20 protein-coding genes and 1 pseudogene are annotated in these 22,315 nt (G+C 57.9%); 12 read left to right on the top strand and 9 right to left on the bottom strand.

The window, feature by feature from the left end; all coding sequences use genetic code 11:
• Window positions 1-676: 676 nt before the first annotated feature.
• The 4 genes from CPY51_RS03345 to CPY51_RS32430 all read right to left on the bottom strand — a co-directional run bounded on the left by CPY51_RS03345 (window position 677) and on the right by CPY51_RS32430 (window position 3,849).
• On the bottom strand, window positions 677-1,234 hold the full coding sequence (locus CPY51_RS03345; protein ID WP_111158660.1) for a hypothetical protein: 558 nt from the start codon (window positions 1,232-1,234) through the stop codon (window positions 677-679).
• A 138-nt stretch (window positions 1,235-1,372) separates the two neighbouring features.
• Window positions 1,373-1,804, bottom strand: a complete 432-nt coding sequence (locus CPY51_RS03350; RefSeq protein WP_111158661.1) for a SyrB-like regulator — start codon at window positions 1,802-1,804, stop codon at window positions 1,373-1,375.
• A 263-nt stretch (window positions 1,805-2,067) separates the two neighbouring features.
• Window positions 2,068-3,540, bottom strand: coding sequence for an aldehyde dehydrogenase family protein (locus tag CPY51_RS03355; RefSeq protein WP_111158662.1), 1,473 nt, complete (start codon window positions 3,538-3,540; stop codon window positions 2,068-2,070).
• A 162-nt stretch (window positions 3,541-3,702) separates the two neighbouring features.
• Entirely contained in the window at window positions 3,703-3,849 is a 147-nt protein-coding gene (locus tag CPY51_RS32430; protein WP_154677711.1) for a hypothetical protein, read from the bottom strand.
• A gap of 338 nt (window positions 3,850-4,187) precedes the next feature.
• Between CPY51_RS32430 and CPY51_RS03360 the strand changes: the two are divergent.
• Together CPY51_RS03360 and CPY51_RS03365 are read left to right on the top strand one after the other, a co-directional pair.
• Window positions 4,188-4,753, top strand: a pseudogene (locus tag CPY51_RS03360) (type III PLP-dependent enzyme domain-containing protein); the annotation flags it as partial.
• Between the two features lie 365 nt (window positions 4,754-5,118).
• Window positions 5,119-6,441: an NAD(P)/FAD-dependent oxidoreductase gene (locus CPY51_RS03365; RefSeq protein WP_111158663.1), complete on the top strand. Its 1,323-nt coding sequence runs from the start codon at window positions 5,119-5,121 to the stop codon at window positions 6,439-6,441.
• A 360-nt stretch (window positions 6,442-6,801) separates the two neighbouring features.
• On the opposite strand, the gene CPY51_RS03370 is transcribed toward CPY51_RS03365, so the two are convergent.
• The 4 genes from CPY51_RS03370 to CPY51_RS03385 form a co-directional block, all read right to left on the bottom strand.
• Window positions 6,802-7,083 (bottom strand): hypothetical protein, encoded by a 282-nt coding sequence (locus tag CPY51_RS03370; RefSeq protein WP_111158664.1) that lies wholly within the window; start codon window positions 7,081-7,083, stop codon window positions 6,802-6,804.
• Window positions 7,084-8,105: 1,022 nt separating this feature from the next.
• A complete protein-coding gene (locus CPY51_RS03375; RefSeq protein WP_111158665.1) occupies window positions 8,106-8,360 on the bottom strand; it encodes a BON domain-containing protein in 255 nt (84 codons plus the stop codon).
• Window positions 8,360-8,653, bottom strand: coding sequence for a hypothetical protein (locus CPY51_RS03380; protein WP_111158666.1), 294 nt, complete (start codon window positions 8,651-8,653; stop codon window positions 8,360-8,362). Before CPY51_RS03380 ends, CPY51_RS03375 begins: the two co-directional genes overlap by 1 nt.
• A 16-nt stretch (window positions 8,654-8,669) precedes the next feature.
• Window positions 8,670-9,122: a response regulator gene (locus tag CPY51_RS03385; RefSeq protein ID WP_111158667.1), complete on the bottom strand. Its 453-nt coding sequence runs from the start codon at window positions 9,120-9,122 to the stop codon at window positions 8,670-8,672.
• Between the two features lie 254 nt (window positions 9,123-9,376).
• On the opposite strand from CPY51_RS03385, the gene CPY51_RS03390 reads away from it, so the two are divergent.
• From CPY51_RS03390 to CPY51_RS03420, 7 genes are all read left to right on the top strand, one after another.
• Complete coding sequence (locus tag CPY51_RS03390) at window positions 9,377-10,801, top strand: sensor histidine kinase (RefSeq protein ID WP_111158668.1); 1,425 nt, start codon at window positions 9,377-9,379, stop codon at window positions 10,799-10,801.
• A complete protein-coding gene (locus CPY51_RS03395; protein ID WP_111158669.1) occupies window positions 10,798-11,433 on the top strand; it encodes a response regulator in 636 nt (211 codons plus the stop codon). The genes CPY51_RS03390 and CPY51_RS03395 overlap by 4 nt, the downstream gene beginning before the upstream one ends.
• 144 nt (window positions 11,434-11,577) lie before the next feature.
• The gene (locus tag CPY51_RS32435; RefSeq protein WP_154677712.1) at window positions 11,578-11,967 is read left to right on the top strand and encodes a hypothetical protein; all 390 of its coding nucleotides are present in this window, start codon (window positions 11,578-11,580) and stop codon (window positions 11,965-11,967) included.
• A gap of 304 nt (window positions 11,968-12,271) precedes the next feature.
• Window positions 12,272-12,583 (top strand): hypothetical protein, encoded by a 312-nt coding sequence (locus CPY51_RS03405; protein WP_195909404.1) that lies wholly within the window; start codon window positions 12,272-12,274, stop codon window positions 12,581-12,583.
• 104 nt (window positions 12,584-12,687) lie between these two features.
• The gene (locus CPY51_RS03410) at window positions 12,688-13,086 is read left to right on the top strand and encodes a DUF1236 domain-containing protein (RefSeq protein ID WP_111158672.1); all 399 of its coding nucleotides are present in this window, start codon (window positions 12,688-12,690) and stop codon (window positions 13,084-13,086) included.
• 74 nt (window positions 13,087-13,160) lie between these two features.
• A complete protein-coding gene (locus tag CPY51_RS03415; protein WP_111158673.1) occupies window positions 13,161-13,445 on the top strand; it encodes a hypothetical protein in 285 nt (94 codons plus the stop codon).
• Between the two features lie 796 nt (window positions 13,446-14,241).
• Complete coding sequence (locus CPY51_RS03420; protein ID WP_111158674.1) at window positions 14,242-14,451, top strand: cold-shock protein; 210 nt, start codon at window positions 14,242-14,244, stop codon at window positions 14,449-14,451.
• Window positions 14,452-15,276: 825 nt separating this feature from the next.
• Here CPY51_RS03420 and CPY51_RS03425 read toward each other — a convergent pair.
• Window positions 15,277-17,961: an autotransporter family protein gene (locus CPY51_RS03425; RefSeq protein WP_111158675.1), complete on the bottom strand. Its 2,685-nt coding sequence runs from the start codon at window positions 17,959-17,961 to the stop codon at window positions 15,277-15,279.
• Between the two features lie 930 nt (window positions 17,962-18,891).
• On the opposite strand from CPY51_RS03425, the gene CPY51_RS03430 reads away from it, so the two are divergent.
• The 3 genes from CPY51_RS03430 (at window position 18,892) to CPY51_RS03440 (ending at window position 22,132) form a co-directional block, all read left to right on the top strand.
• The gene (locus CPY51_RS03430; protein WP_111158676.1) at window positions 18,892-20,676 is read left to right on the top strand and encodes an adenylate/guanylate cyclase domain-containing protein; all 1,785 of its coding nucleotides are present in this window, start codon (window positions 18,892-18,894) and stop codon (window positions 20,674-20,676) included.
• Window positions 20,677-21,146: 470 nt separating this feature from the next.
• Window positions 21,147-21,404, top strand: coding sequence for a DUF982 domain-containing protein (locus CPY51_RS33965; protein WP_420820663.1), 258 nt, complete (start codon window positions 21,147-21,149; stop codon window positions 21,402-21,404).
• 524 nt (window positions 21,405-21,928) lie between these two features.
• Complete coding sequence (locus tag CPY51_RS03440; protein WP_111158678.1) at window positions 21,929-22,132, top strand: cold-shock protein; 204 nt, start codon at window positions 21,929-21,931, stop codon at window positions 22,130-22,132.
• Window positions 22,133-22,315 lie beyond the last annotated feature (183 nt).

Genomic DNA, 22,315 nt, shown 5'->3' on the forward strand with positions numbered 1-22,315 from the left:
GGCAATCCTGAAGCGCTCGAACTGGGTCGATCCGGTAGAGCGTCGCAACGCGTACACCGCGCAGGGCTGGTCGAAGTTCGACGACACGCTCGATCCGTACGGCCCTGAGCAGATTGCCCAGGAACGCGCCCGGTACGGTCAGGCACGCGTCTAATGTGATTTGGGTCCCAGTCCGGAAGGTCTGGGGCCCTCATCGGTCCGTGGGCTGGGATTAGGGTCGGGTTCCTCTGAGGCGCGCGGCGCTGCCACTGGCACGTTAAATTTCGCTTTATAACTTCTCAGGACGAAGGCAACGAGAAGAGGTTCTCGAGCTTGGTAGTCTGGGTGGAGGCCTTGCAACCGGCAGCGGGCTCAATGCAGTTTCCGTTGTTTTCTGCTGAACCGGGCCGACGCCAAAAGGCCAGAAGGATCCTGCCACTACGACGCGCAAGTGACGAGCCAAGTATTGATTGGATGGCGTCGCCCAAGGAGGCCAACTGCTGCAATCAGTAAAGTCCCCACTTTTAACATGAGTATCCTCCCCGCATTCATGTGGCCAAGCCTCTCAGAGCCGCTCGGGCGTCAACGTATGTACCGTTGCCGTGCGGGAACCTGGGCAGATAAATCGCAATGTTGCGCCTAGAAACGGGATTAGTTCCCAATCCGGTGCCGATCTCTAGTTCGCTTGGAATAAGGCTCAGAAACGCTCGAGCATTTTTCGGAGCTGAGCGTTTTGCGCCTGCAACTTCGCAACCAATTGGGTTCTCAAGTGCTTGATTTCATCGTCGAGGTTGGCCGCTTCTTGAACGAAAGGATCCGCAGGCGGCGACAGTTTCGCGACCGGCTTCGCGGCGTGCACGACGAAACTTGGAACACCCGCCTCACCACCGAGGTTGCCCCCGGTCTTTCGGAACGTGCTCCGCGGCTTCCTGGGCGGCTTTGCAGGTGCTTTGCCCGCCGGCGGCGGAACTGTTGTCTTAGCCTTTGGCTCCTCGTCATCATCAATGGTTTTTAGCTTTATCTCTTCGCTTTCGGATTGCTCCGTGCCAAACCTCTCCGCTTGATCAGCGAATGGCGGACCAATATCGTCAGGGGAAGGAACTGCTTCCGGTGACGCGAGAAGTGGTGCTGAGATTGCCAGCGCCTCAACCTCTATGAGCCTACTATCGCTTTCCCGCGCAATCGGTTGCTCGGGAGTCTCGGCTGTCCGCTTCCGGGACACCAATTGAGCAAGATATTTCCATGGCGGTTTCATCAAGCTTCATCCCGCGCAATGCGCCCCACCGCGGCAACGCGGCTCTTTAACTCGGCTTGCAACGCAAGCCGAGTTTCCAACTGCCCTATATAATTGAGACTGACGCAATCGTGCAACTAACGACCGCTTCCCCAACGATCAGTCGCGGCCAAGACGCTTACGCAGGTCTGCATTTTCCGCACGCAACTTGTCAGCCAAAGCCTTACGAAGGCTTTTGTTTTCTTCTTCAAGCTGAATGAGATCAGCCATCTCATCGCTGGCCGTCACAGGCGACTTTGCGGCAGGTTCGGCAGGTACAACCACCTTGGTTTTTCCCGTGGCTTTGATGCCGTCCTTTGGTGCTGCTATCGCCGCGGCGAGCGCTTTAGAAGCGGCCGGCAGCGCTTCAGGTCGGGCGCTACGCTTCTTGCTGATCTTGGGGGACTTAGTTGCAGACGACGCAGACAGCGCTGCTTCGATTTCTGCCTTCGAACGCCGCGGCGCCCGCTGCGTCTTTGGCTCTGGCGCCGATACCGGCGCATTTGTCGCCCCAACTTCAACTGTCGCGTTCGTATTGTTCTCGTCAGCCATCTCAATTCTCCATCAGTGGTGTGGATCTTTTCGACGCAGCAACGGTCGGTGTCAACATGAACATCACAAAGCGCAGGCAGTTCAGACCGGAATGCAGCAAAAAAATCCACCACACTAATAGAAGTGGCCCATTGGGGCATATTGCGGGATTACCGTGCCGCAGCGGCGAGCTCCAGCGGTTTCGTAAACAGCGATTGAAAACCGAATTCACCTTTTGGCGCATCGCTCTCTTGTTTTGGGCGCTTCAAGGCTGGCAAACACGCTCAAGCGAAATCGATTAGCGCACTTTTGTGGCGCATGTTCGCTTCCACGGCTTGGCGTCCGAGATCTTTGCCGATCCCTGAGCTGTTGTAGCCGCCGGTTGGAATAATGTAATCCGCGGTCCGACCATAACGATTGACCCAGACTGTTCCGGCCTTGATGCTTCGCACCGCGCGCATCGCCTTGCCCAGGTCAGCTGTATGAACGCCTGCGGCAAGGCCGTAGATGGGATGGGAAGCAAGGCTCAGGCCCTCTTCCTCGTCCTCGAAGGATTGGCATGTTAAGACCGGACCGAATACCTCTTCTCGAGCGGCCTCCATGTCCGGGGTCACGTGAGTGAGAATGGTGGGTTCGTAGAAGGCGCCGTCCTGGATTGCAGCGAACCTCCGCCCGCCCACCACCGCCTCGGCACCGGCCTGAATGGTTCGGCGCACCATGCCATCAATCCGATCGAGTTGCGCCGTTGAGACAATTGGCGAGAGGCTGGTCTGAGAAGACCAGGTGGGACCGGCTTTGAGCGTGTCGGACAGGCCCGCAATCCGTTCGATCATCTCGTCCGCCACCGACCGGGCCACGATCAGGCGAGAGCCCGCGACGCAGACCTGGCCTGCATTGCCAAAAATGGAACGAGCAATATTGCGTGCGACCTTGTCTAGGTCGGCATCTGCGAAGACCAATTGCGGGCTCTTGCCCCCCAGTTCCAAGGTCAACGGCTTCACACCGCTTTCGGCCGCTGCCGCCATGATCGCAGCACCTGTTCGCGTCGAGCCGGTAAAGGAGATCTTACCCACCGTGGGATGCCTGCACAAAGCGTCGCCTGTCACCGGCCCGGTGCCTTGGACGACGTTGAGGACACCGGCCGGCATGCCCGCCTCGCTGGCGAGCTGAGCGAGCCGAACAGCTGTGAATGGCGTCAGTTCCGAGGGCTTCAGGACGACCGCATTGCCCGCTGCGAGCGCTGGGCCAACTTTAGTTACCGATTGCGTGACGGGGAAGTTCCAAGGTGAAATTGCTGCCACGACGCCATAGGGCTCCGAAATCACCATGCCAAGCATGTCGGTTCGGGTCGCCGCGATCTCACCGCCGAGCTTGTCTGCGAATTCAGCGAAGAAGCGGATGCAATCGGCCGCGTATGGCAGATCGACGGCCAAAAAATCCTTGATCGGGCGGGTCGATCCCATAGCCTCCATGCGGCCGAGTTCGATGGAGTACGCCTCGATCAAGTCTGCCCACCGGCGCAGAATGCGGGCGCGATCCCGCGGTGCTCCCGTTGCCCAGCTCGTGGTTCGGAAGGCGCGCTCAGAACTTGCGACCGCGCGATCCACCATGGCCGGCCCGGCGATAGCAAGATCCGCGTAGACTTGGTTGTCAGATGGGCGCCTGACTGGAAGGGAGTCCGAGCTTTCTAACACCAGTGCTCCGTCGATATAGTGCCCGTTCTGGACAATGACGTCGTCTGGATTGAAATCGAGCATGGCGGCACCTCTGAACTGGCTTTGGTAGAAAGCTAGGGGCGATGTCGCAGGCTTTGTCCCTTTTCCCAGTCTGCTCGCGGCAGCTTCTGCCGAAGATTGGCGGGCCGACGGCAAATGCGTAATCAGCGGGCCCTGGTTCGAACTTAAGCGGGGGCCTCACGTTCAAACAAAACTGGGCACGCCTGCGGGAGCGGCCCCACCGCCCATCACCAGCCCTTCGAGAACTGCCTGGCGGCCATGAATGCGGATTTCGGTATCGTCCACTTCCACCTGATCGATGACCGAGCGGATATAGAGCAGATGGGTCATCGTTCTTGAGGAGGCGCACAACTATGCTCGCCCCGCGCGACAGGGCGGGGATCGTCGTCAGTCGCTTTCGCGCAGGACCTTCGAGCGGATTGCAAAGAGGAACGGAATTTGGGCTTTCACCAATGGTCGCCAGCAGCGCCCTAGCGAAATTAACGCGACGATAATCAGCCAGTGAGCCAATTTCTTCTCGCACGGGCTTCAAAATCCTGACGTCCTTGCATCTGGAGAAGCGATTGTGTTTGGCAGCGCCGTCCATGTTCCGTCGCGGGTTCAGATCAACATACCCAGCCAAGAAACTTTAGCATAACATCAGCCCCTTACGCAGATTGGGGTAACCCGCCGTCCAAGCGGCGACAATCCTGCGAGGGGGCCGGGCTGTCTGGCCCGTCGTCAGCGTCGCCTCGACGCCAACGGCCCATTTTGCCGAGGAACTTGCCGGAGTGACCGAAGTCCGTGCGGGGGTCTTCGTGTTTTTCGATCTGTTCATGGCAGGCGTCGGCATCTGCGCGGTTACCGATATCGCGCTGTCCGCCCTTGCCACCGTCATCGATCACCAACGCGAAAAAAGCTGGATTTTGTCGATGCCGGATGGATGGCAATGTCCCGCGATCGCGGTACCGCCAGACAGCCGATCGACCAGGGCTATGGCCTGGTTTGCGATCTCGACGGTCGGCCCCATCCCGATCTCATCTTATCCGACGCGCACCAGGAGCACGGTGTTGTCACCGCAAGGGTCGGATCCGGCGCGCCGCTTCCCGAACTTGCGACCGGCGCGCGCGTACGCATTCTTCCCAATCATGCCTGCGCAACGGGCGCACAGCATTCGAGCTACAATGCGGTTCGCTCGGGCAGCAACGTCGTCGTCGCGGAGTGGCCGCGCTTTTCAGGATGGCGACCGCTATGATCGAGACGATATTGCCACAGTCCTCACGCGCAAAGCGCCGGTTCCGGCGGGACGTTACGTTAAGTGACGCGGCCGTTGTTTTGCAACTCATATAGATATGTCAATCCGATCCAGTTTCGCCGACGCGCTGCCCTTCTCGGATTGGTGTTTCCAGCCACCGCAGAAATGTTGCAATCGGGGCATGATGACAAAAGGATCGACCAGATCACCCACCTGCCGGCCCGCCGATCGGAACATTCATCTGTGGCATGCGGGAGGAACGGAAGAAAATACTGGTCCACCGCCAACTCCAGTCACTTCCGGCGACCTCCAAAGTTAGAATAGGCGCAACAAATTCACGCTCGTGCTGAAGCCGGAGAATGTTCATGACCGCCCCTTTGCAGATGGTCCAAACGGACGTGTCGCAGCCGATGACTGCGGATGTCGTTGTCATTGGTGGCGGAATCGTCGGCGTATTCACGGGTTATTATCTTGCCCTGCGCGGATTAAAAGTCGTCCTGCTTGAAAAAGGTCGGATCGGTGCGGAACAATCCAGCCGCAACTGGGGCTGGTGCCGCCAGCAGAACCGCGATGAGCGTGAACTGCCGATCGCGACGAAAAGCCTCGAGTTGTGGGAGCGTTTTGCCGCTGAAACCGGCGAGGACACCGGCTTCAGCCGTTGCGGGCTGTTGTATCTCAGCAATGACGACATCGAGATCGAAAAATGGGCGCGCTGGCGGGACTTCGCCAAAGCAGCAGGTGTCGTAACGAAGATGCTGGACAGTCGGGAAGCCAGCGAGCGCGGTCGTCAGACCGGCCGCGCATGGAAGGGCGGTGTTTTCTCGGCAACCGACGGCACCGCGGATCCCTCCCGTGCGGCCCCCGCCGTTGCGCGGGCGATCATGAAATTGGGCGGCACGGTCCTGCAGAGCTGCGCTGCGCGCGGCGTCGAGACAAGCGGTGGGCGACTGAGCGCAGTTGTCACCGAAAAAGGCACCATCCGGACGCCGATTGCCATCATGGCGGGCGGAGCTTGGGCTTCGTCCTTCTGCCACCAACTGGGGATTCGCTTCCCTCAAGCTACGATCCGATCCTCCATCATGTCCGTCACAGCGGGGTCGGACGTCCTTCCTGAAGCGCTCCATACGTCGCAGGTTTCAGTGACGCGGCACGGCGCCGGCTACCGACTTGCTATCACCGGACGCGGAAGGGTCGATCCCACCCTTCAGCAGATGCGTTTCGCGCCGCAGTTTTTGCCAATGTTCCTGCGTCGGTGGCGTGTTCTGGCTCCCGGTGGACTGGAAGGTTGGCGCTCCGGCCACGAGACGCTACGGCGCTGGACTTTCGACCGTCCGACACCGATGGAGCGGATGCGCGTTCTCGACCCGCGCCCCGATGCGGGAACGATAGCGCTCACGCGCCGGCGCGCGGTTGCCCTGCTTCCCGCGCTGGCACGGTCGCGCGTGATTGCTGAATGGGGCGGCTACATCGACTCAACACCCGATGGGGTGCCAGGTATCGGCGAAGTCGGCAGCATCCCAGGTTTTATCCTGGCCGCCGGGTTCAGCGGCCACGGCTTCGGGATCGGCCCGGGCGCGGGTCACATGATCGCTGATATCGCCACCGGTCAAACGCCGATCGTCGACCCTTGCCCTTATCAGCCGGAACGGTTCATGTCTTCCGTATGGGGCAAAGTCGCCGATTTCTGAGCCAACCCCGACATGCCCCAGATATCGGATTGACTGGTCGTCACCCATCACCGGCGTTGAGGGCTGATTAAATGCTGACACTGAGCCTTGTTTCGGGAAAACAGAAGAGCGAGCTGAGGCCTCCCGATGGCATCGCCGCCTTGACCACGCCATAGAAACAGGGCTCCCTTTTGAAGGAATCCTGTCGAGCGACAAGGCCTTTTTCTTCGAATAGAGAACGCGCATAGCCCTTTCTGGCTTCGGAATTGAAAACAGCTCAGTCAGAACGTTTGCCTTGAGGTAGCAACCTACTTACAATGGAGCAATGCAGTGGGGCTGCATAGCGCTGGGCACCCAAGTCCCGTCATCGATGGGAGGTGTCTAATGGGACGGAGCGATGGGGTTCGCCCGGCGATATTGCGCGTAAAAGAGCACCGCGCGCCGGATGTCCACCTCGATGTCATTGCATAGCACATCGTATTCCTTGAGGTTCGTGCGCGGCTTAGTGCCCCGAACTATCGCCTCCCGGTACATTACAGCCTCAGCGTAACCCGCGACCAGCTGCCTGAAATCATCGGATTGCTTAAAGGCGCTTTCGAGCTGGCCGCGCAAGCCGGGCCACTTGAGCTTGAGTAACGCGAGCCCAGACGCTTCTAAAGACATAAGCCGCACCCCCGGTTAATTCGGTGTGTCTACCTATAGGCCTGTTTAAGATTGGAAGTTATCCGTCTCCCCCACACAGCCTTTAAAGAGCAGCCTTTGAAGGAATCGAAGGATTGTTCCTAACCTGCGGGAACTCACTTGGGACTTCGTAGTTCTCAGCTTGATCGCCTGCAAATCGCGGTTGGCCAGTTGCATGAAAGAAGGCCCCTTCCAAAGCTGCAACTGGCCATTTCTTGTCGCCCACTATTAGCCGCAAAGACAAGACCGTCTACCCGTCAATTAATGAGAATCAAAATATGACTTCTACAAATCTCAGCCGCCATTCAGCGAGCCGTCCATCCACCTTGAATTTGGAGGATTTCAAATATCGCTTCATTGAACGCATGGTTCGGGGCGCTGCCGTCGGTGCCCTGAGGGAGGGTTTGTCCACGCGGAAATATGCTGAAGCGGTTGCTGCTTCCTACTGGGTCGAATTGCACTCGGGGGGAGCATCTCCCGAGGACTGTGCGGATAGCGATATGAGTTATTCTGACTGAGCACATGAGACCGTTGCCTTGCCTTGTCGGCTTGTAGAGGACTTTGGCGTGACCCACGCCCAAACACGGCCGCTGAAGCAAAGGTCGTTGACCGCCCCGCGCAATCAGGCGCTTCTTTACGGTTATGATCGGCGAGGCATTGGTGACAATCGTTGTTCGCAGGCTATCTTCGAAGACGATCGGGCTGAATATCTTGGGTTGTCGATCAAGGCAGCTTCTCGAAGGCCGAAAAAAAATTAATCGCACGCGGTCCGCAGGGATTTTCTTCGTCCGCAAGCCACCGGCTACAGCCAAATCGTAGCGGAGCAGGCCGAGACCGGTCTCCCTTGAGGAGCCTGAGCTAGGACCGGACGCCGCCTAGAGGGCGGCAGAACGAAGGTCGGTTAACCCAGCGACCGGCAATATCGCTGGCGACTTCGAAGGGCAAGGTGGATCTGTCAGCTTTGGCGGTTTTGAGGCTCGGCAAAAATAGCTCTCGCCGTCAACCTACCCTCGTCTTCGAAGCGCAATTCGATTGCGAACGTCGTAGCCGACGATTTCGCTGGCAATTGCCACCGCCTGGCCGATTGCATGTAGGTCTGGCGCGGTTCCCCTAAGGCAAATCCGACCGTTTTCCACCATCACCTCAATTTGAGAGGTTTCCAGGCCTGGGGTGTAAGCAATCTCCGAAGAAATCGATGCGCACGCGCCCGCTGTTGTGGAGCTCAAAAAAAAATTTGCAGGCAAATCCGGGGTGAGCATCAGAGACCTCCCTTCATGAACAACGTCCGAGATTCGGGATTGTTCATCGCCGTTCCTGAACGAATTTTGGGGGTGGCGGGACAACGGCGGCGGTCTGTCCCTGCATCAGTAGACCTTATCCACAGTGGTAGCGACGGCGGCGGGAAGATCTGCATCCTCGACCGACCGGTCCCGATGTAGCCGTCGAAGCCGTTGCTGTCCGAGGTTTTGATGCGGTGGAGATGGAAACCGGTGCAAATAGCGTCGATGACATTTGCTTTCGAAGGCACGTAGTCTGCTGGCAAACCTTCCATAGAAACCTCCTTGGGGTCACTCACGATCATGGGATCGGCTCTGGTTGGTAGAGGGCTTCGGATCGTCCGCTCCTGCTGAGATCGTTGTCGTCCTGCCGGAACTCTTCCATTTGCCTGAGACTGGGCTATGACGTGCGGCCTCAACACGTAGAGCCTCTACGATGCTTTCTTTAGTGTGGGGCTTGGTGACAATTTCAAAGCCTTGCTCGTTGTCGCCGATCAGGTCTGGGTTGCCCGTGACGTAGATGACAGCAACGCCGAAGCCCTTTTCCAGTTTCTGGGCTATTTTAGGACCTGTCAAACCGTCGGCCAGCCTGACATCCACAAATGCAAGGTCCGCTTCATTCGCCAGCTCCAAGGCTTCTCGTTCACATGTAGCGATGCCCACGACTTGATGGCCATCAGCCAAGAGAGCCGCTTCGATATCCAAGGCGATCACGCACTCATCTTCAACGATCAGCGCCCGCATATCATTTCTCCTGTTTTATCCAATCCAACCGATCCGGACTTTCGAGGAGGATAGTGCGCCAATCCAGACTATCGATAACCGTTGGACCATTGCCGGGAAACCTCAGACTTTAGTCGGACACGGGCGATCCGGAGACATAAAAACAGCCTTCAGGCGTTCGGACCTATCAAAATGACTTCACGGCCGCGCGTCGGTATTGACCATGGAGAAATATACGATAGCTCTCACCTGCCAAAGCCTCAGTTAGGGTCGTCATGTCGAGGGGTTCAACACTGCCATCGTCATCGAAACTGGTCTTCAGCACATGGGGCTCTCAATCGCTTGCCAGAAAATTCCTTCTGCTCGGCAGTGTCGTCTCGATAGTGGTGATGGGGGTGGTGGGCGCAGTGGTCACCAGTCTCATCGAAGACGCCGTTACACGAAATTCTGCTGCAGCGACGGCTCTCTACGTCGACAGCGTAATCGCTCCCCTTCTTCCCGACATGCAAACGACCGAGGTCCTGGATGATACGGTCACACGCGCGCTCGATGAAACTCTTGGCGAAGGCGCTCTCGGAGATCGGCTGATTTCCTTCCGCCTTTGGCGGGGCGATGGCACAATCTTGTACTCGAACAACCGAGACATGACGGGACGGCGTTTCGCCGTAAACTACAATCTGAAGACCGCGTTTGGCGGCAGCATGGTTGCCGAGTTCGACAAACTCGACGATCCTGAGGATCAGGAAGAAAAGGCGAGCGGCAAGCCCCTTCTCGAAATATACAACCCCGTTTTGCAGCCTTGGTCAGGTAAGGTGGTGGCGGTCGCCGAATTCTATGAAATTGCCGACGGTTTCCAACACAGCCTGCAAAAGGCGAGAACTCGCAGTTGGTTAGCTGTAGCAGGCTCCACCCTCATTTTTTTTCTGGCACTTTCGATCATCGTACTTCGCGGCAGCTCCACAATCGAAAGCCAACGCTCTGCTCTCAAACAGCGCGTGAAAGATCTGTCCGCTCTTCTGCAACAGAACGAAGCGCTTCGCGCTCGCGTCCAACATGCGTCTCAAATGGCGACGGAAACAAACGAACGCTTTCTCAGGCGACTGGGTGCTGATCTTCACGACGGTCCTGCGCAATTGATCGCCCTCGCCTCGTTGCGGATCGACAGCGAAGCTTTGACCAGCCCCGGAGCCTATGCAGATAAACGGGAAAAGGAGATCGCCTCGATAAAGTCAACCCTCGATGACGCGATGAGAGAGATCAGAGACATTTGCAGAGGCCTTGTCTTGCCGCAGATTGAAACGCTGTCTCTTAGTGAGCTTCTCGACAGGGTCGTTCTTTCTCACCAGCAACGTACCGGGACCACCGTAAGCCTGACAAATCTGACGCATCCTCCGACGTTAACACAGACCGCAAAGATATGCGTCTACCGTTTCGTTCAGGAAGCGCTGAATAATGCTTTCCGCCATGGCGGGGGTGTGGAACAGAGCGTCCATGCCATCGCAAGAGGTCCGAAGCTTACGATTGAGGTTAGGGACAGGGGCGATGGCTTTGATCTTCAAAGTTTGCCTACCACCAGCCTCGGGCTGGCCGGACTGAAAGAGCGGGTCGAAAGCCTCGGCGGCGAATTCGAAATTACGACGTCCCCCGAAGGGACCACCGTTCGGATGTCCCTCAATACGTCGGAACTGGAGACGATATGACCGGAGAAATCAAGATAGCGGTGATTGATGACCACCCGCTTTTCCGGGAAGGGGTTTCTCGAAGCCTGGCAGAGATCGAAGGATTTATGATCGTGGCTGAGGGAGGGAATTGCGAGGATGCGATCAGGATCGCCGAAACACTGAAGCCGGATGTCATTCTTATGGACATCTCCATGCCGGGCGGCGGCCTGGAAGCCTTACGTCAGATACTTCAACGTGAACCTGAACAGAAAATAGTTATGCTGACTGTGTCTGAAATGAACGACGACGTAACCCGAGCACTCGATTATGGGGCGATGGGATATGCCTTGAAGGGCGTCGGATCGCGGCTGCTTGCAGAAATTATACGCACCGTTTCATCTGGCCGAACCTACGTCGCTCCTACACTGAGCGCTCAATTGATCTCGACGGGTGGCAATTCGAAGCAAGCTCGAATGAGAAGGCTTACCGCTCGGGAGCGTGGCGTTCTCGAACTGGTTGCCCAAGGGCTGAGCAACAAACACATTGCCATAAGGCTTGATCTGCACGAGAAGACCATCAAACATCACATGACTCAAATACTGGCGAAACTTGAAGTGTCCAATAGAACCGAAGCGGCGCTTGCCCTGCGCGATGCGGCCAACAACCATTAGTGCAAAAAGCCTCGAAGTCTGTTCTCGTCGGATTTATATGCCGGGCGATTGACAATGGTTCGGCCTTTGGAATCCTTCATCACATAGCGGCCGTTCTGGATGGCCTCGCTCAATCCGTCAGGATGATGGACGGCAAGCGATGAATTGGTGTTCGCCGCTGAGCCCGTGCTGCTCGTTGCAGAAGTGCCGTTTCCGGTTTCAGAGCCGCTTGCTCCTGAATCGGAGTTTGTTGATCCATTGGAATTGGTGCCTTGGCTTTTTCCCGAATTACCATTGCTACTGCCGTTCCCATTCCCATTCCCGTTCCCGTTATTGCCTGATTTGCCGTTCCCCGACCCGTTGCCACCACCGTTTCCGTTTCCGTTTCCGTTGCCCCCGCCATTACCATTGTTGCCGCTGTTCTTTGCCTCTGCAGCGTCGGGTTCGAGTTGGACGGCAAAACCCCTTTGCGCCACCCGAAGGGGAGCCACCGCGAAGGCCGTGAACAATGTTAAAAATAATCTTCGTGAAAACATCGAGCATTCCAAAAGTTGATTTTCTCACCGTTGAGTTCCTACGCAAGGGCAGCGCCTCAGATTACATTCGAGGCGTTTTGTCGTCAAAAGATGTAGCTCAGACTATGGTCTGAACATTCCTTCCAAAGGCGGGGTGAAGAGTTGGACTGAAGTCCTACCGCGGAACGACCGCCCCCAGATCGCGTTTGCGCGCCAGAAACCCCGCTGCAGGAGTAACTGATTTGCGCCCTTGATGGTACACGTTTCTCGACCGCGCCGGCCACCCGATGCGAAGGCCGATTTTCTGCGGCCGCCTTCACATTGCCGGCAATCTTCGAGCTGCATTGAAGATCGTAGAACCAAGCCCGCAGTGCTTTGGTCTGGCAGACCGTGTTCTCGCGCGGGCAAAGGAGTACGGCGACGTTCGCGTCCTCGGTGCTGCCGACCCATTTTCCCCTGCCGGAACCGCACTCGATGAGGCCCTGGCCGCCCTTATGGTCGAGATGAAGATCTGCGCTGCAGCCTCTTCAAAGGATCGCATCGTTGCCACCGTCTTAGTCGTCAAGCTGATACCCAATCATGTGACGATCAGCGGCCTGAGCGCAGAGGCGACGGCCTACGAACCTGGACCAAAGTCTGATCCCTTGTTGGACTGAAGCCCAACTGCGGAACATCTGATGTTACTTGCTGTTTTCCGTATATCTCCATCGTCTGATCTCCAATGACGTCGGGGTATATTTACGAAACCAAGGAGAGTGTCATGAAGATTAAACTTATCGCAACTGCAATCAGCGTGCTGGGGCTGGCGACTGGGACGGTTTATGCCGGGTCGTCGGCAGTCAATGGTGCCGCTGGCGGTGCTGTAACTGGAGCCATTGTCGGGGGTCCCATTGGAGCCGCTGTTGGTGGCGTCACCGGCGCGATCGTCGGCGCTGCAATTGATCCGCCCCCCGAGCGGGTCGTTACCTACGTGCAGCAACAGCCGCTGCCAAGCGAGGAAGTGGTCGTGCGGGATCATGTTGTCGTCGGCGAGCCCCTGGCGCGCACTATCGTTGTAACGCCGGTGCCTGAAAGTCCCGACTACGCCTACGCTATCGTCAACCATCAGCGCGTGATTGTTCAGCCGTCTTCAAGAAAGGTTGTTCGGGTCCTTGACTGAACCGAGACCGGAGAGCGGGACCCGCTCTGCGTGCTTATAGCCTGCGGCAATGCCGCCTCACCCTGGAGAACATTATGAAGAACGCTCTCATCGCTTGCGCAGTCGGGCTTGCAGGACTTCTGTCGACGTCGGTGCCGATGCAAGCCCAATCGCTCACCATCACAACCGACGACGGTCAGTCCTACCATCATCCCCGCTACCATCGCGACGATGACTATCGCCCGGCTCACCGCCGATGGGATACTGACTATCAGGAGCAGGATCGGCCTTACCGACATCACGCAGGCTGCTTTGTAAAGACGGTGGAGCAGCATCATGACGGAATGACTGTCGTCAAGAAGACCCGCGTCTGTCGCTAGTCAACTCTCCGGATAACGCTGGCGATCTGTGGGGCAGCTCACCTAACAGCAGCAGGTTTGGTCATGAAGTATGGATTTCGTTCGTTCGCCGGGACATTGACAGCAATGTTGTTGGTAGCGGGATTGGCACAAGGAACCCTCGTCCATCCCCCGAAGAGCTCTGATAAACAAAAACCATACGCGACCTTGTCAAGCTCGACCAAGACAGATCGTCTAGCCTCGAACGTGTCGGCGTCTTTCAAGCCGATACCAGCGGCGCGCCGGAAAGTTCGTGTAGTCGGCGCGCCGTTTCTCCCTGATGAAAACCAAAGGCTGGTGTTTCCAGGGCGAGATTGACGGCAATGTACCTGCGCCTGTCGCAGGGCTCCTGTCTCAACCCGCAAATGCGGACGCGAAGTCCCCACCATACGAGTTGAGCTCAACGTCTAAAAAATGTTTGAACCTGAAGTATTGCCAACAGCCTAGGGCGTTCCTCTCCGCTCGTCCTCGAGGCAGAAATGCGCGCAGCGTTCATCAGATATTCTTTGTTCATCATTCTTCTAATCCTGTCATTGCCCAAGCTGCTGACGGAGACTGGAAGGTCGCAAAACCAGCCGTTCGGGGAAATATGCGCTCGTCAAAAGAGGCTGGATTACGGTCCATCCGTGGACATCGTGCGGAACGGAGCCTCGGTCTCGGCGGGCCGGAGAGGGCGCGTGCAGCTGGCACGAGGGGTTGAGAGCGTTTCGACGTCGGTCTTGTCAATCGGGCTCAGCTCGTCCATTTTCGTGCTATATCGACTGAGGAGACGTGGAGCGTGCCAACAGGTATTGTGAAATGGTTCAATGGCGAAAAGGGTTACGGCTTCATAAAGCCGGATGATGGATCACCGGACGTGTTTGTTCACATCTCTGCCCTTGAACGCGCTGGCCTGCAAGACCTGCAGGACGGACAAAAGATCGAATATGAACTCAGCCAAAGCCGCAAAACGGGCAAATGGACCGCTGACAGTCTCGAAATCCTGTAGATCATAAGGACCCGATCCGTAAACGGACAATGGTGCGATCCGCGCCGGTGGTTTTGGAGTATGCACGCGCTGCCGTCTACCTGTTGCAGATTATGATTGTTTCGAACAATGCAAAGGGGATTCAAATTCCTGTTCGTCCTCGGACCTTTCTTTCTCTCGCGAACAACAAAAAGCAATCTGTCAGGACACACGTGCCCCTCGCGGAAACTATTTGCGGCCACTCGCCGCCTGGAAGAGAATAGAGGCACCGACCCACGCGTCTCTTTTGCGTAACTCGCTATCATTTCAGCTTTTTGTCCAAGATCATCGCCTCAACGACGCTCCTGAGGACGCCACCTTTGCTTGGAGCGGCCCGGCCTCCCCGACGGCTCCTGCCAGCCGATCGGGGCGACGATGTTCTAGGCACAATCGCCGCGGCAAGCAGCATCGACCTTAGCCTTCCGTGTGAAGCGCGAGCGATGCTCGGAGCCGCCTCAACACCTTTCGACCGCATGCATGCGGCGCAGGCGTCGAAACGACGCAACTTAGGTGCTTGACCGTCATATATTAACGGCGCCTAATATTAATGCGGCGGCCCTGATTCGAAATGACCCTTGCTGGTCGGGCCCGTCACCTTAACCGGTGGCGGGTCTTTGTCGTTTCCGGGCCGCAAATGCGGTACCGTTCTTTAGGCTGGCACGGCCCCGGCTGTCAGCATCGCGCAATAGTTCAATTCTTTCATCATGCATTTTCAGGCGTGACAAGCCGCTCTTTGAATGCAAGGACGATCGCTGTCGGTTGCAGCCGGCCATTGCGAATAGAACCGCCAAATGGAATGGCGGCTCTCTACCACTTGACGCGGATACCGACAGTCCCACTCACAGTATAGCTGTCACCGAAGTTTTTCAGCGAGGACTTGGCTGCTGCCTCGCCGTAGAGCGAGAAGCGTTCGTTGCTCCAATTGTAGGCGCCGCCGAGGGTGAGACCCGCCCACAGGCGGTCGTTCTTACTCTCGAAGCCGGTGCCGGCGACATCGACGGCGGTCCCGTCCAGGAATTCGCTGTAGAGATTGGTGATGCCATAGACTCGCGCGCGGGCCATCTGGCCATCCGTCTTCTTCCAGCTCTCCTCGTGGTCGATCGCAAGGCCGAGCCGCCCGACCAGGCTGTCGCCTTGATCGAGCGAAACCCGCGCGCCGAACCTGTCGACGAAGCTGTCGAAGTTTACGGACGAGTAGATAAGCTGGGCCTGCGGCGTGATCGACCATGACCCCGAGGCAACCAAGCGCTTGCCGGTTTCAACACTCAGAGCATAGCCAAAACCATTGTTGCCATTCGTCATATCGCCGTTGACGAGATCGGATTTCAGGTTGCTGTCGTACCAGGTCGCCTGGCTCTGTGCGTCCACATAGAAACCGCTCTCGCCATACCAGGTGAGCGTCGCGCCGCCGCCGTAGCCGGTCGTGTCGATCTTGCCATCGCCGTAAACCGAGCCGATGTCACCGGAAAGGGTGCCATAGTGGGCGGTCAGGCCGCCGATCAGTCGGCCACTGCTGCCTTCGTAGAACTCGCCATCGAGCCCCGCCTCAAGCTTGAACAGGTCGTAGTCATAGCTGGTGCTGCTCGTGCTGGCGTCCGGCTCGATGCTGGCGTGCATGCCTTCGGTGCGCAGCCAGATGGCCTCCGGTCCGGTGACAGGTGTTTCGTTGCCGCCGACCGTCCAGTAGCGGTCGCCGACACGCTGCTGCAGCGTGGAGAGCCCGTTCATGCCGAGCAGCATTTGCGGATAGGCTTCATAGAGCGGAACACCGGGCTGGTAGAGCGGTGCGGAGGGTGCAGAGGGGTCCGCCGGGTCCGACAGGAGCGTCGAGCGCAGATACCAGTCCCCGTCCGCTGGCGTCGAGACGCCGCCCTGGTAGAGGCGGTAGGCATAGGCGCCGCCGACAACGGCCTGGTCACCATGGTATACATAATCGCCGGCGAGCGAGAAGGCGCCGGCCGAAATGCCGCCGACATCGACGATCTTGATGCCCTCGACGGTTTGCGCGCCACTGTCTCCAAGGTTGATCACTTTGACGTTTGTCGTACCTGATGTGTTGCCGGTGACAACCAGGCGGTCGGTTGGGGAGGCATCGCCATCAAGCTCGCTCTCGATTTCGAGTGTGCCGCCGCTGCCGATATAGTCGCCGGCAATCGTCAGCGTTCCGATGGAGTTACCGGGCGCAATCGTGCCGGCGTTGTCGGTCGTGCCGACCTGGCCGTTGCCCTGCAACCGTCCGCCCGCCAGAACATCCATCGTGCCACCGAGGATGCCGTTCACCGACAGCGTGCCCGCTTCGACGATGGTGTTACCAGCGAAGGCGGAATTGTCGGCGCTCAGGATCGTTTTCCCGCTGCCGACCTGGCGGATGGTGCCAGTGCCGAAGATGAGATTGTCGAACGTGAAGGCGTCCGAGCGATTGAAGGCCAGCGTCGCATTGTTCGTGATATTGCCGATGACGCTGCCGGTGGTGCCACCATTGCCAATCTGCAAGGTACCGTTTTGAATATCCCAGTCGGTCTGCGCCGTGCCGGTCCCGATCAGCGACCATGTGCCCGTACCGGTCTTCTCGAAGGTGTCGAAATTCCGGTATTGCGCCGACGCCCCGATGGCGGAAACGTCGAAACTGTCGGTGCCGCTTCCGCCGAGGCGCAGCGTGTCGTTGGCTGCGGCCGCATTACCGACGACGTTGCCCTCAATCACCGAGCCGGCCTGCAGTTCCAGCGTGATGCCGTTCGTTGCCCCCGCCGTCAGAAATATCGCATTGGCTTGCGCAGCGCCCGCGCGGATTGTGCCACTGTTGATCAGATTGAGACTAACGCTGCTTGAGCGACTCGCGATCGCTTCCGCTCCGTTTCCGCCCTCGACCAACCCCGTGTTGACGATTGCGCCATTGGTCGCGCTGACGAGAAGAATTCCGTTGCCGCCGAGGGTGGTACCCGTCCCGCCTCGCACCGTTCCATTGTTGGCGAAGGTAACGCCTGGGGCTGCGCTCACAAATATCGTGACGCCGTTCCCACCCACTCCGCTCAGGCCGGCTCCGCCCTGGATGATACCGTCATTGGTCACGCGTACGCTGTTGCGGAGTACAACGCCGCTACCCGTGGTCCCGCCGCCCGACGGCAGATTGCTGCCCACGACGTTACCCACCAATGTGAACGATCCTGTTCCGGACGAAAGGGAAAGAAAGCCGCCGCTGGTATTGCCCGCGAGAGTGAACGCGCCTGTATCGATGGTGATCGGTTTCGAAGGCGCTGTCAGACTGGTGCTGGACACCGCAAAAGTACCGGTCAACCGGATTGTCGCGGTCGGATCGGGATCGGCATTTGCGGCGGTGATCGCAGCGTTGAGCTGCGCCTGGCTGTTCGCCGTGTAGGTCGCCGCCATTGCCTCTGAAGGACCCAAGCCGGCAAGTGCGAGTGCTGCACAACTGACCCCAGCCAGAAGGTTTCGAGTTCGGAATTTCCCCAGGCCTACACCGCCGTCACCCATGCACAGCTCCCCAAAGTTGTTGCTAGGATAAAAATCATCTCGTGGATGATGATATATCACCGCATTTTCGGTTAAAGCAATTGGGGAGGATTGAATGCGTCAGGTAGTGGCAGCGCTGCAACAGCAGCTCTGATGAACGTTCATCGCCCCTCTATCCAAGGACTGAGGGAGAGTTGATCGGGTGACGCGCAAGATCGTGCCGAGTTTTGTGGCCTACGCTGTCGAGCGCGATTCCATACTCACGGCATGGCCAGTTTCTCTGTGAGGAGAATCGGAAATAAAGGTCCTTAGCGCGGTCAGTCGCGAGTGCAAATTTTGCTACAAATTCGGCAAGAGCGTAAAGGAACGACCGGGTATTCAGCCGGCCGCGCTTCAAGAAGTGTCTCCGTCATTCCGATGCTCAGAGCCCTGAATACGTTCCCAGGCTGCGACCGCTTGAGGGCCAACGCACTCCCACCAAAGCTGGGAGAAAAGTATGTGCTCCTTGATCATATGACCACGAGGGCATCGATTTGATCGTCAGTTCCATTGAAGAATGTTGCAGGCATCGCGGACGTAATTGTGATTGGCTGTCGGGATGGATCTCAAGCCTAGATCCAGGGATGATCGATATGGGAAGAGCCTCCTCCCTTCGCAGGCGGATGACGCCCGTTGATGGCGTTTCCGTCTCGAAGAGATTTTCGCTGCCAACCTACTTTTTGGCGCCCAGTCAATTTGCTTTCAAATTTCAGGGCCTCGACGCTGCCACCTGAACTTTAGGTTCGCGGGCACATTTCCCTGCCCCCTTTGCTCGCGCAAGTGACATCAGCATCTGGCCGATCGCGAAAGCGGCCTTTGGTCAATCGCAGGTTGGGCGACTCAATGAATCAAATCGCATGGAAGCATTGGCCTCCGCTTTGTGCTAGTCTCGGAGGAGCGGGAACTGGCGCTATGAGCGAAATGCGGAAAATTGCGGCGATCCTGGTCGCGGATGTGGTTGGTTACAGCCGTCTCGCTGGCGCGGATGAAGATCGAATCTTGGCGCGGCTGCGGACGCTGCGCAGCGATCTGATCGACCCAACCATCGCCGTGCACAATGGCCGCGTGGTCAAGCGCACCGGAGACGGAAGCCTCATCGAGTTCCGCAGTGTCGTTGATGCCGTCCGTTGCGCCATCGAAGTGCAGAACGGCATGGTCGAGCGAAATGCCGGCCTGCCGCCGGAACGTCGCATCGAGTTCCGCGTCGGTATCCATCTAGGCGACGTCGTCGAGGAGAGCGACGGCGATCTAATGGGCGACGGCGTGAATATCGCCGCGCGCCTCGAAGGGATTTGCGAGCCTGGCCGTATCTGTCTCTCCGAGCAAGCCTACTGGCAGGTCAAGGCAAGGCTCGATCTCGCGATCAACGATCGCGGCACAGTGCAACTCAAGAACATCGCCGATCCAGTCCGGGTCTATTCGCTGCAAGTCGGCGTTCCCGCCCAACCGAAGTCGGCGGTATCGGCTGCGAGCCGCGCGTCGGCAGAACCGTCGACGGTACCGCCTATTCCTGACAAGCCCTCCATCGCCGTGCTTGCATTCAACAATATGAGCGGCGATGCCGAACAGGAATACTTCTCCGACGGCATCAGTGAGGACATCATTACTGACCTCTCAAGGGTGCCAGAGTTGCATGTGATCGCCCGCAATTCGTCTTTCGTCTACAAGAAGGGCGCCGTCTCAGTACCGGACATGGCCAAGGCGCTTGGTGTCCGCTACGTGCTCGAGGGCAGCGTGCGCAAGGCTGGCAACCGGGTGCGGGTCACAGCGCAATTGATCGATGCGAGCGACGGTGGGCATGTCTGGGCCAACCGCTTCGATCGTGAGCTCACCGACATTTTCGCGGTTCAGGACGAACTCACGCGGGAGATCGTGGCTGCGCTCAGGTTGAAACTCTCCGTCGGCGCGCAGGATCGCTTAGCGCAGGGGCGCGCAGCAGATGTCGAGGCATACGAATTCTTCTTACGTGGCCGGGAGCAGGCGTCGGCCCACACCCGACGCGGAAATATTGCCGCCCGCAGCCTGGCCGCCGACGCCATCGCTATTGATCCGGGATATGTGGCGGCCCACGCCCTCATCGCCTTCACTCATGTGATCGACTACGCCAATGGTTGGACGAGCGATCCGGAGCACTCGCTGCAGATTGGGCTAGAACTCGCGCAGCGCGCCGTAGAAATGGCGGAGGAACAGCCCAACGGCCACTTCGCGTTAGGCATGGCTTGCATGTGGGGCCGACAGCTTGACCGGGCGCGGGCGGAGGCGCAACGCTGCATCGCCCTCTCGCCCAGCTCCGGGGAATTTCTTCGCTTGATGGCCCATGTTCAGATATTCTCCGGCGACCCCGCGGGGGCGCTTAAGACGCTTGATGCCTCCATGCGGTTGGACCCTCACTATCCAGAAATCGCGCTGCAATTTCTCGCCGATGCCCGTTTTTCCCTTGGCGAATATGAGCAAGCGATCGCCGCGATCCAACAGCGTCTCGCACGAAACCCTCAATCAGAGACAGCCTATGCCCTGCTGGCGTCGTGTTACGGCCACCTCGGCAGGCCGGAGGAGAGCAAACAGGCCTGGGAGCGCGCGCTCCAGATAAATCCTGGCTTCTCAGTCGAGCGCCGCCGCCGCGTCCTTCCATTCTTGAACCCCGAGGATTTTGAGCGCCGCGTTGAAGGAATCCGTAAGGCAGGATTAGCGGTCTGACGCGCTCAGCCACCTATGGATCAAAGAGATGGCGCTTGGCCGCTCCCTTGCCGTTCGGGCCGACCACCCCGACAGGGGTTCAGCATCAGGATCGCCGCGCCGGTGAGCCCGGACACGGTGAGTTCCGGCCAATCACCGTTCGAAAGGCCCTGACGAGTGGTCGACCCGCGCCGCGATCCACCAATTTCGTATTCGGCGCTCGCTCAAAATACAAAGTGGTCAGCAGGTATTCGTAATTTGTGCTGGATCTTGGCACCCGCTGAAGCTGAATTGATCATCCGAGGTCACGGAAAGCCGCAATGGGACCTACGGCCACGTCATGACATTGGCTTCGACAGCGCCCTTGCTGTAGCTCGCTTGCCCTTCGCCTTCACCTTCAGCCGGAGATGCAGGAACAAAATCGGCCGTCCCTAATTTTCACTGCGAGGAAATCCCTATGGCGTTGGGAGATCAAGCGAATGCTGTCAGATATGGATTGGTCGAGGGGCATATATGTTTCGACCACGGGAGCAGAGGTTTTCCAGTTGATAGACAACACCAGAAGTGCGCTGAAACTGCTCATGAACGCGTGGCCCGTCTCCGACGGCCGGCAATTTGTGAACGCCATGGTGCTTTGCCAATCTGTGCTCGATGGCCAACTTGATCCGGATAGGGCGCGAGACGCCTTCATCGAGGCAGCATGGGAAGCGAACGTTGTCGTAAGGGAGCGGGCCAAAAGTCATCCATAATATGCCCCAGGTCACATTTAGAACTGGTGCGTGGGTGGGAGAGGTTCTCAATGTCGCAAAGAATAAGCCGGGACGCTAACGTTCCGACCTTCTTCGATCTGTCGCAATACCACTGCCGTACATGCGGGTCAGCGCCGAAGACAAATTCAATGCCCCCAGCATGACAGACGCCTGTTGAAAATCAGCCAGTTGGTTCGAGTTGGCTGAGTTGACAAAGTGGGTTCCAAATCGGCTGAGCATGATTCAAGGCTGCTTTTTGAGAGCAGTATCGGCACCCGGCGCCTGCGGTGAGGCCGCGTGCACCGACTTGCTGGCTAGACCGTAAGGTTTTTACCGTCCATTCTCAGGGGCGAAGCACCGCCGGGGGACCAGTTATACTTATCGTACCTGCGAGGTTGCCTGTCGTCGTCCGGGATAGTAGCTTGCGACTTGCTACCGCAGCACTTGACCGTCGAAAGGCAAGCATTTGCCCTGTAGGTTCATGGCGCGCGTTAAATGACCGCGGAAAGTGGAAAGGAAATGGCATGCCCACCGGTACTGTGAAATTTTTTAGTGACGACAAGGGATATGGCTTCATTACACCCGAGAACGGCGGAACGGACGTGTTCGTCCACGTGTCCGCTTTGGAGCGAGGGGGTTCGCTCAGAGAAGGTGACAAGGTCAGCTTCGAGGTTGGCCAAGATCGCAAGACCGGGAAGTCGAAGGCCGAGAACGTCAGCGTGCTCTGATCAACTGGTCGTCGCGGTGTTTCCGATCTTGGCAATGGCCGATCCGATAGTGGATAAGTCCCGCTGCGACGAGGCGCCAAACCAAAGGAAGAGGTCCGCGAAAGATTGCCATTGAAGGGATTGGCAAAGCGGCGATTGGAGCGGTCAAACTGACGGTGCCGTCTTCGTTATTGCAGTGGAAAC

The sequence above is a fragment of the Arminella tubonensis genome, assembly GCF_003240585.1.
GTDB lineage: Bacteria > Pseudomonadota > Alphaproteobacteria > Rhizobiales > Rhizobiaceae > Rhizobium > Rhizobium tubonense.

What these genes read in the sequence shown, in the direction of transcription:
- CPY51_RS03345 (WP_111158660.1), bottom strand. Translation starts at nt 1,234, where the DNA reads ATGAAACCGCCATGGAAATATCTTGCTCAATTGGTGTCCCGGAAGCGG.
- CPY51_RS03350 (WP_111158661.1), bottom strand. Translation starts at nt 1,804, where the DNA reads ATGGCTGACGAGAACAATACGAACGCGACAGTTGAAGTTGGGGCGACA.
- CPY51_RS03355 (WP_111158662.1), bottom strand. Translation starts at nt 3,540, where the DNA reads ATGCTCGATTTCAATCCAGACGACGTCATTGTCCAGAACGGGCACTAT.
- CPY51_RS32430 (WP_154677711.1), bottom strand. Translation starts at nt 3,849, where the DNA reads ATGACCCATCTGCTCTATATCCGCTCGGTCATCGATCAGGTGGAAGTG.
- CPY51_RS03365 (WP_111158663.1), top strand. Translation starts at nt 5,119, where the DNA reads ATGACCGCCCCTTTGCAGATGGTCCAAACGGACGTGTCGCAGCCGATG.
- CPY51_RS03370 (WP_111158664.1), bottom strand. Translation starts at nt 7,083, where the DNA reads ATGTCTTTAGAAGCGTCTGGGCTCGCGTTACTCAAGCTCAAGTGGCCC.
- CPY51_RS03375 (WP_111158665.1), bottom strand. Translation starts at nt 8,360, where the DNA reads ATGCTCACCCCGGATTTGCCTGCAAATTTTTTTTTGAGCTCCACAACA.
- CPY51_RS03380 (WP_111158666.1), bottom strand. Translation starts at nt 8,653, where the DNA reads ATGGAAGGTTTGCCAGCAGACTACGTGCCTTCGAAAGCAAATGTCATC.
- CPY51_RS03385 (WP_111158667.1), bottom strand. Translation starts at nt 9,122, where the DNA reads ATGCGGGCGCTGATCGTTGAAGATGAGTGCGTGATCGCCTTGGATATC.
- CPY51_RS03390 (WP_111158668.1), top strand. Translation starts at nt 9,377, where the DNA reads ATGTCGAGGGGTTCAACACTGCCATCGTCATCGAAACTGGTCTTCAGC.
- CPY51_RS03395 (WP_111158669.1), top strand. Translation starts at nt 10,798, where the DNA reads ATGACCGGAGAAATCAAGATAGCGGTGATTGATGACCACCCGCTTTTC.
- CPY51_RS03410 (WP_111158672.1), top strand. Translation starts at nt 12,688, where the DNA reads ATGAAGATTAAACTTATCGCAACTGCAATCAGCGTGCTGGGGCTGGCG.
- CPY51_RS03415 (WP_111158673.1), top strand. Translation starts at nt 13,161, where the DNA reads ATGAAGAACGCTCTCATCGCTTGCGCAGTCGGGCTTGCAGGACTTCTG.
- CPY51_RS03425 (WP_111158675.1), bottom strand. Translation starts at nt 17,961, where the DNA reads ATGGGTGACGGCGGTGTAGGCCTGGGGAAATTCCGAACTCGAAACCTT.
- CPY51_RS03430 (WP_111158676.1), top strand. Translation starts at nt 18,892, where the DNA reads ATGAGCGAAATGCGGAAAATTGCGGCGATCCTGGTCGCGGATGTGGTT.
- CPY51_RS33965 (WP_420820663.1), top strand. Translation starts at nt 21,147, where the DNA reads ATGGATTGGTCGAGGGGCATATATGTTTCGACCACGGGAGCAGAGGTT.
- CPY51_RS03440 (WP_111158678.1), top strand. Translation starts at nt 21,929, where the DNA reads ATGCCCACCGGTACTGTGAAATTTTTTAGTGACGACAAGGGATATGGC.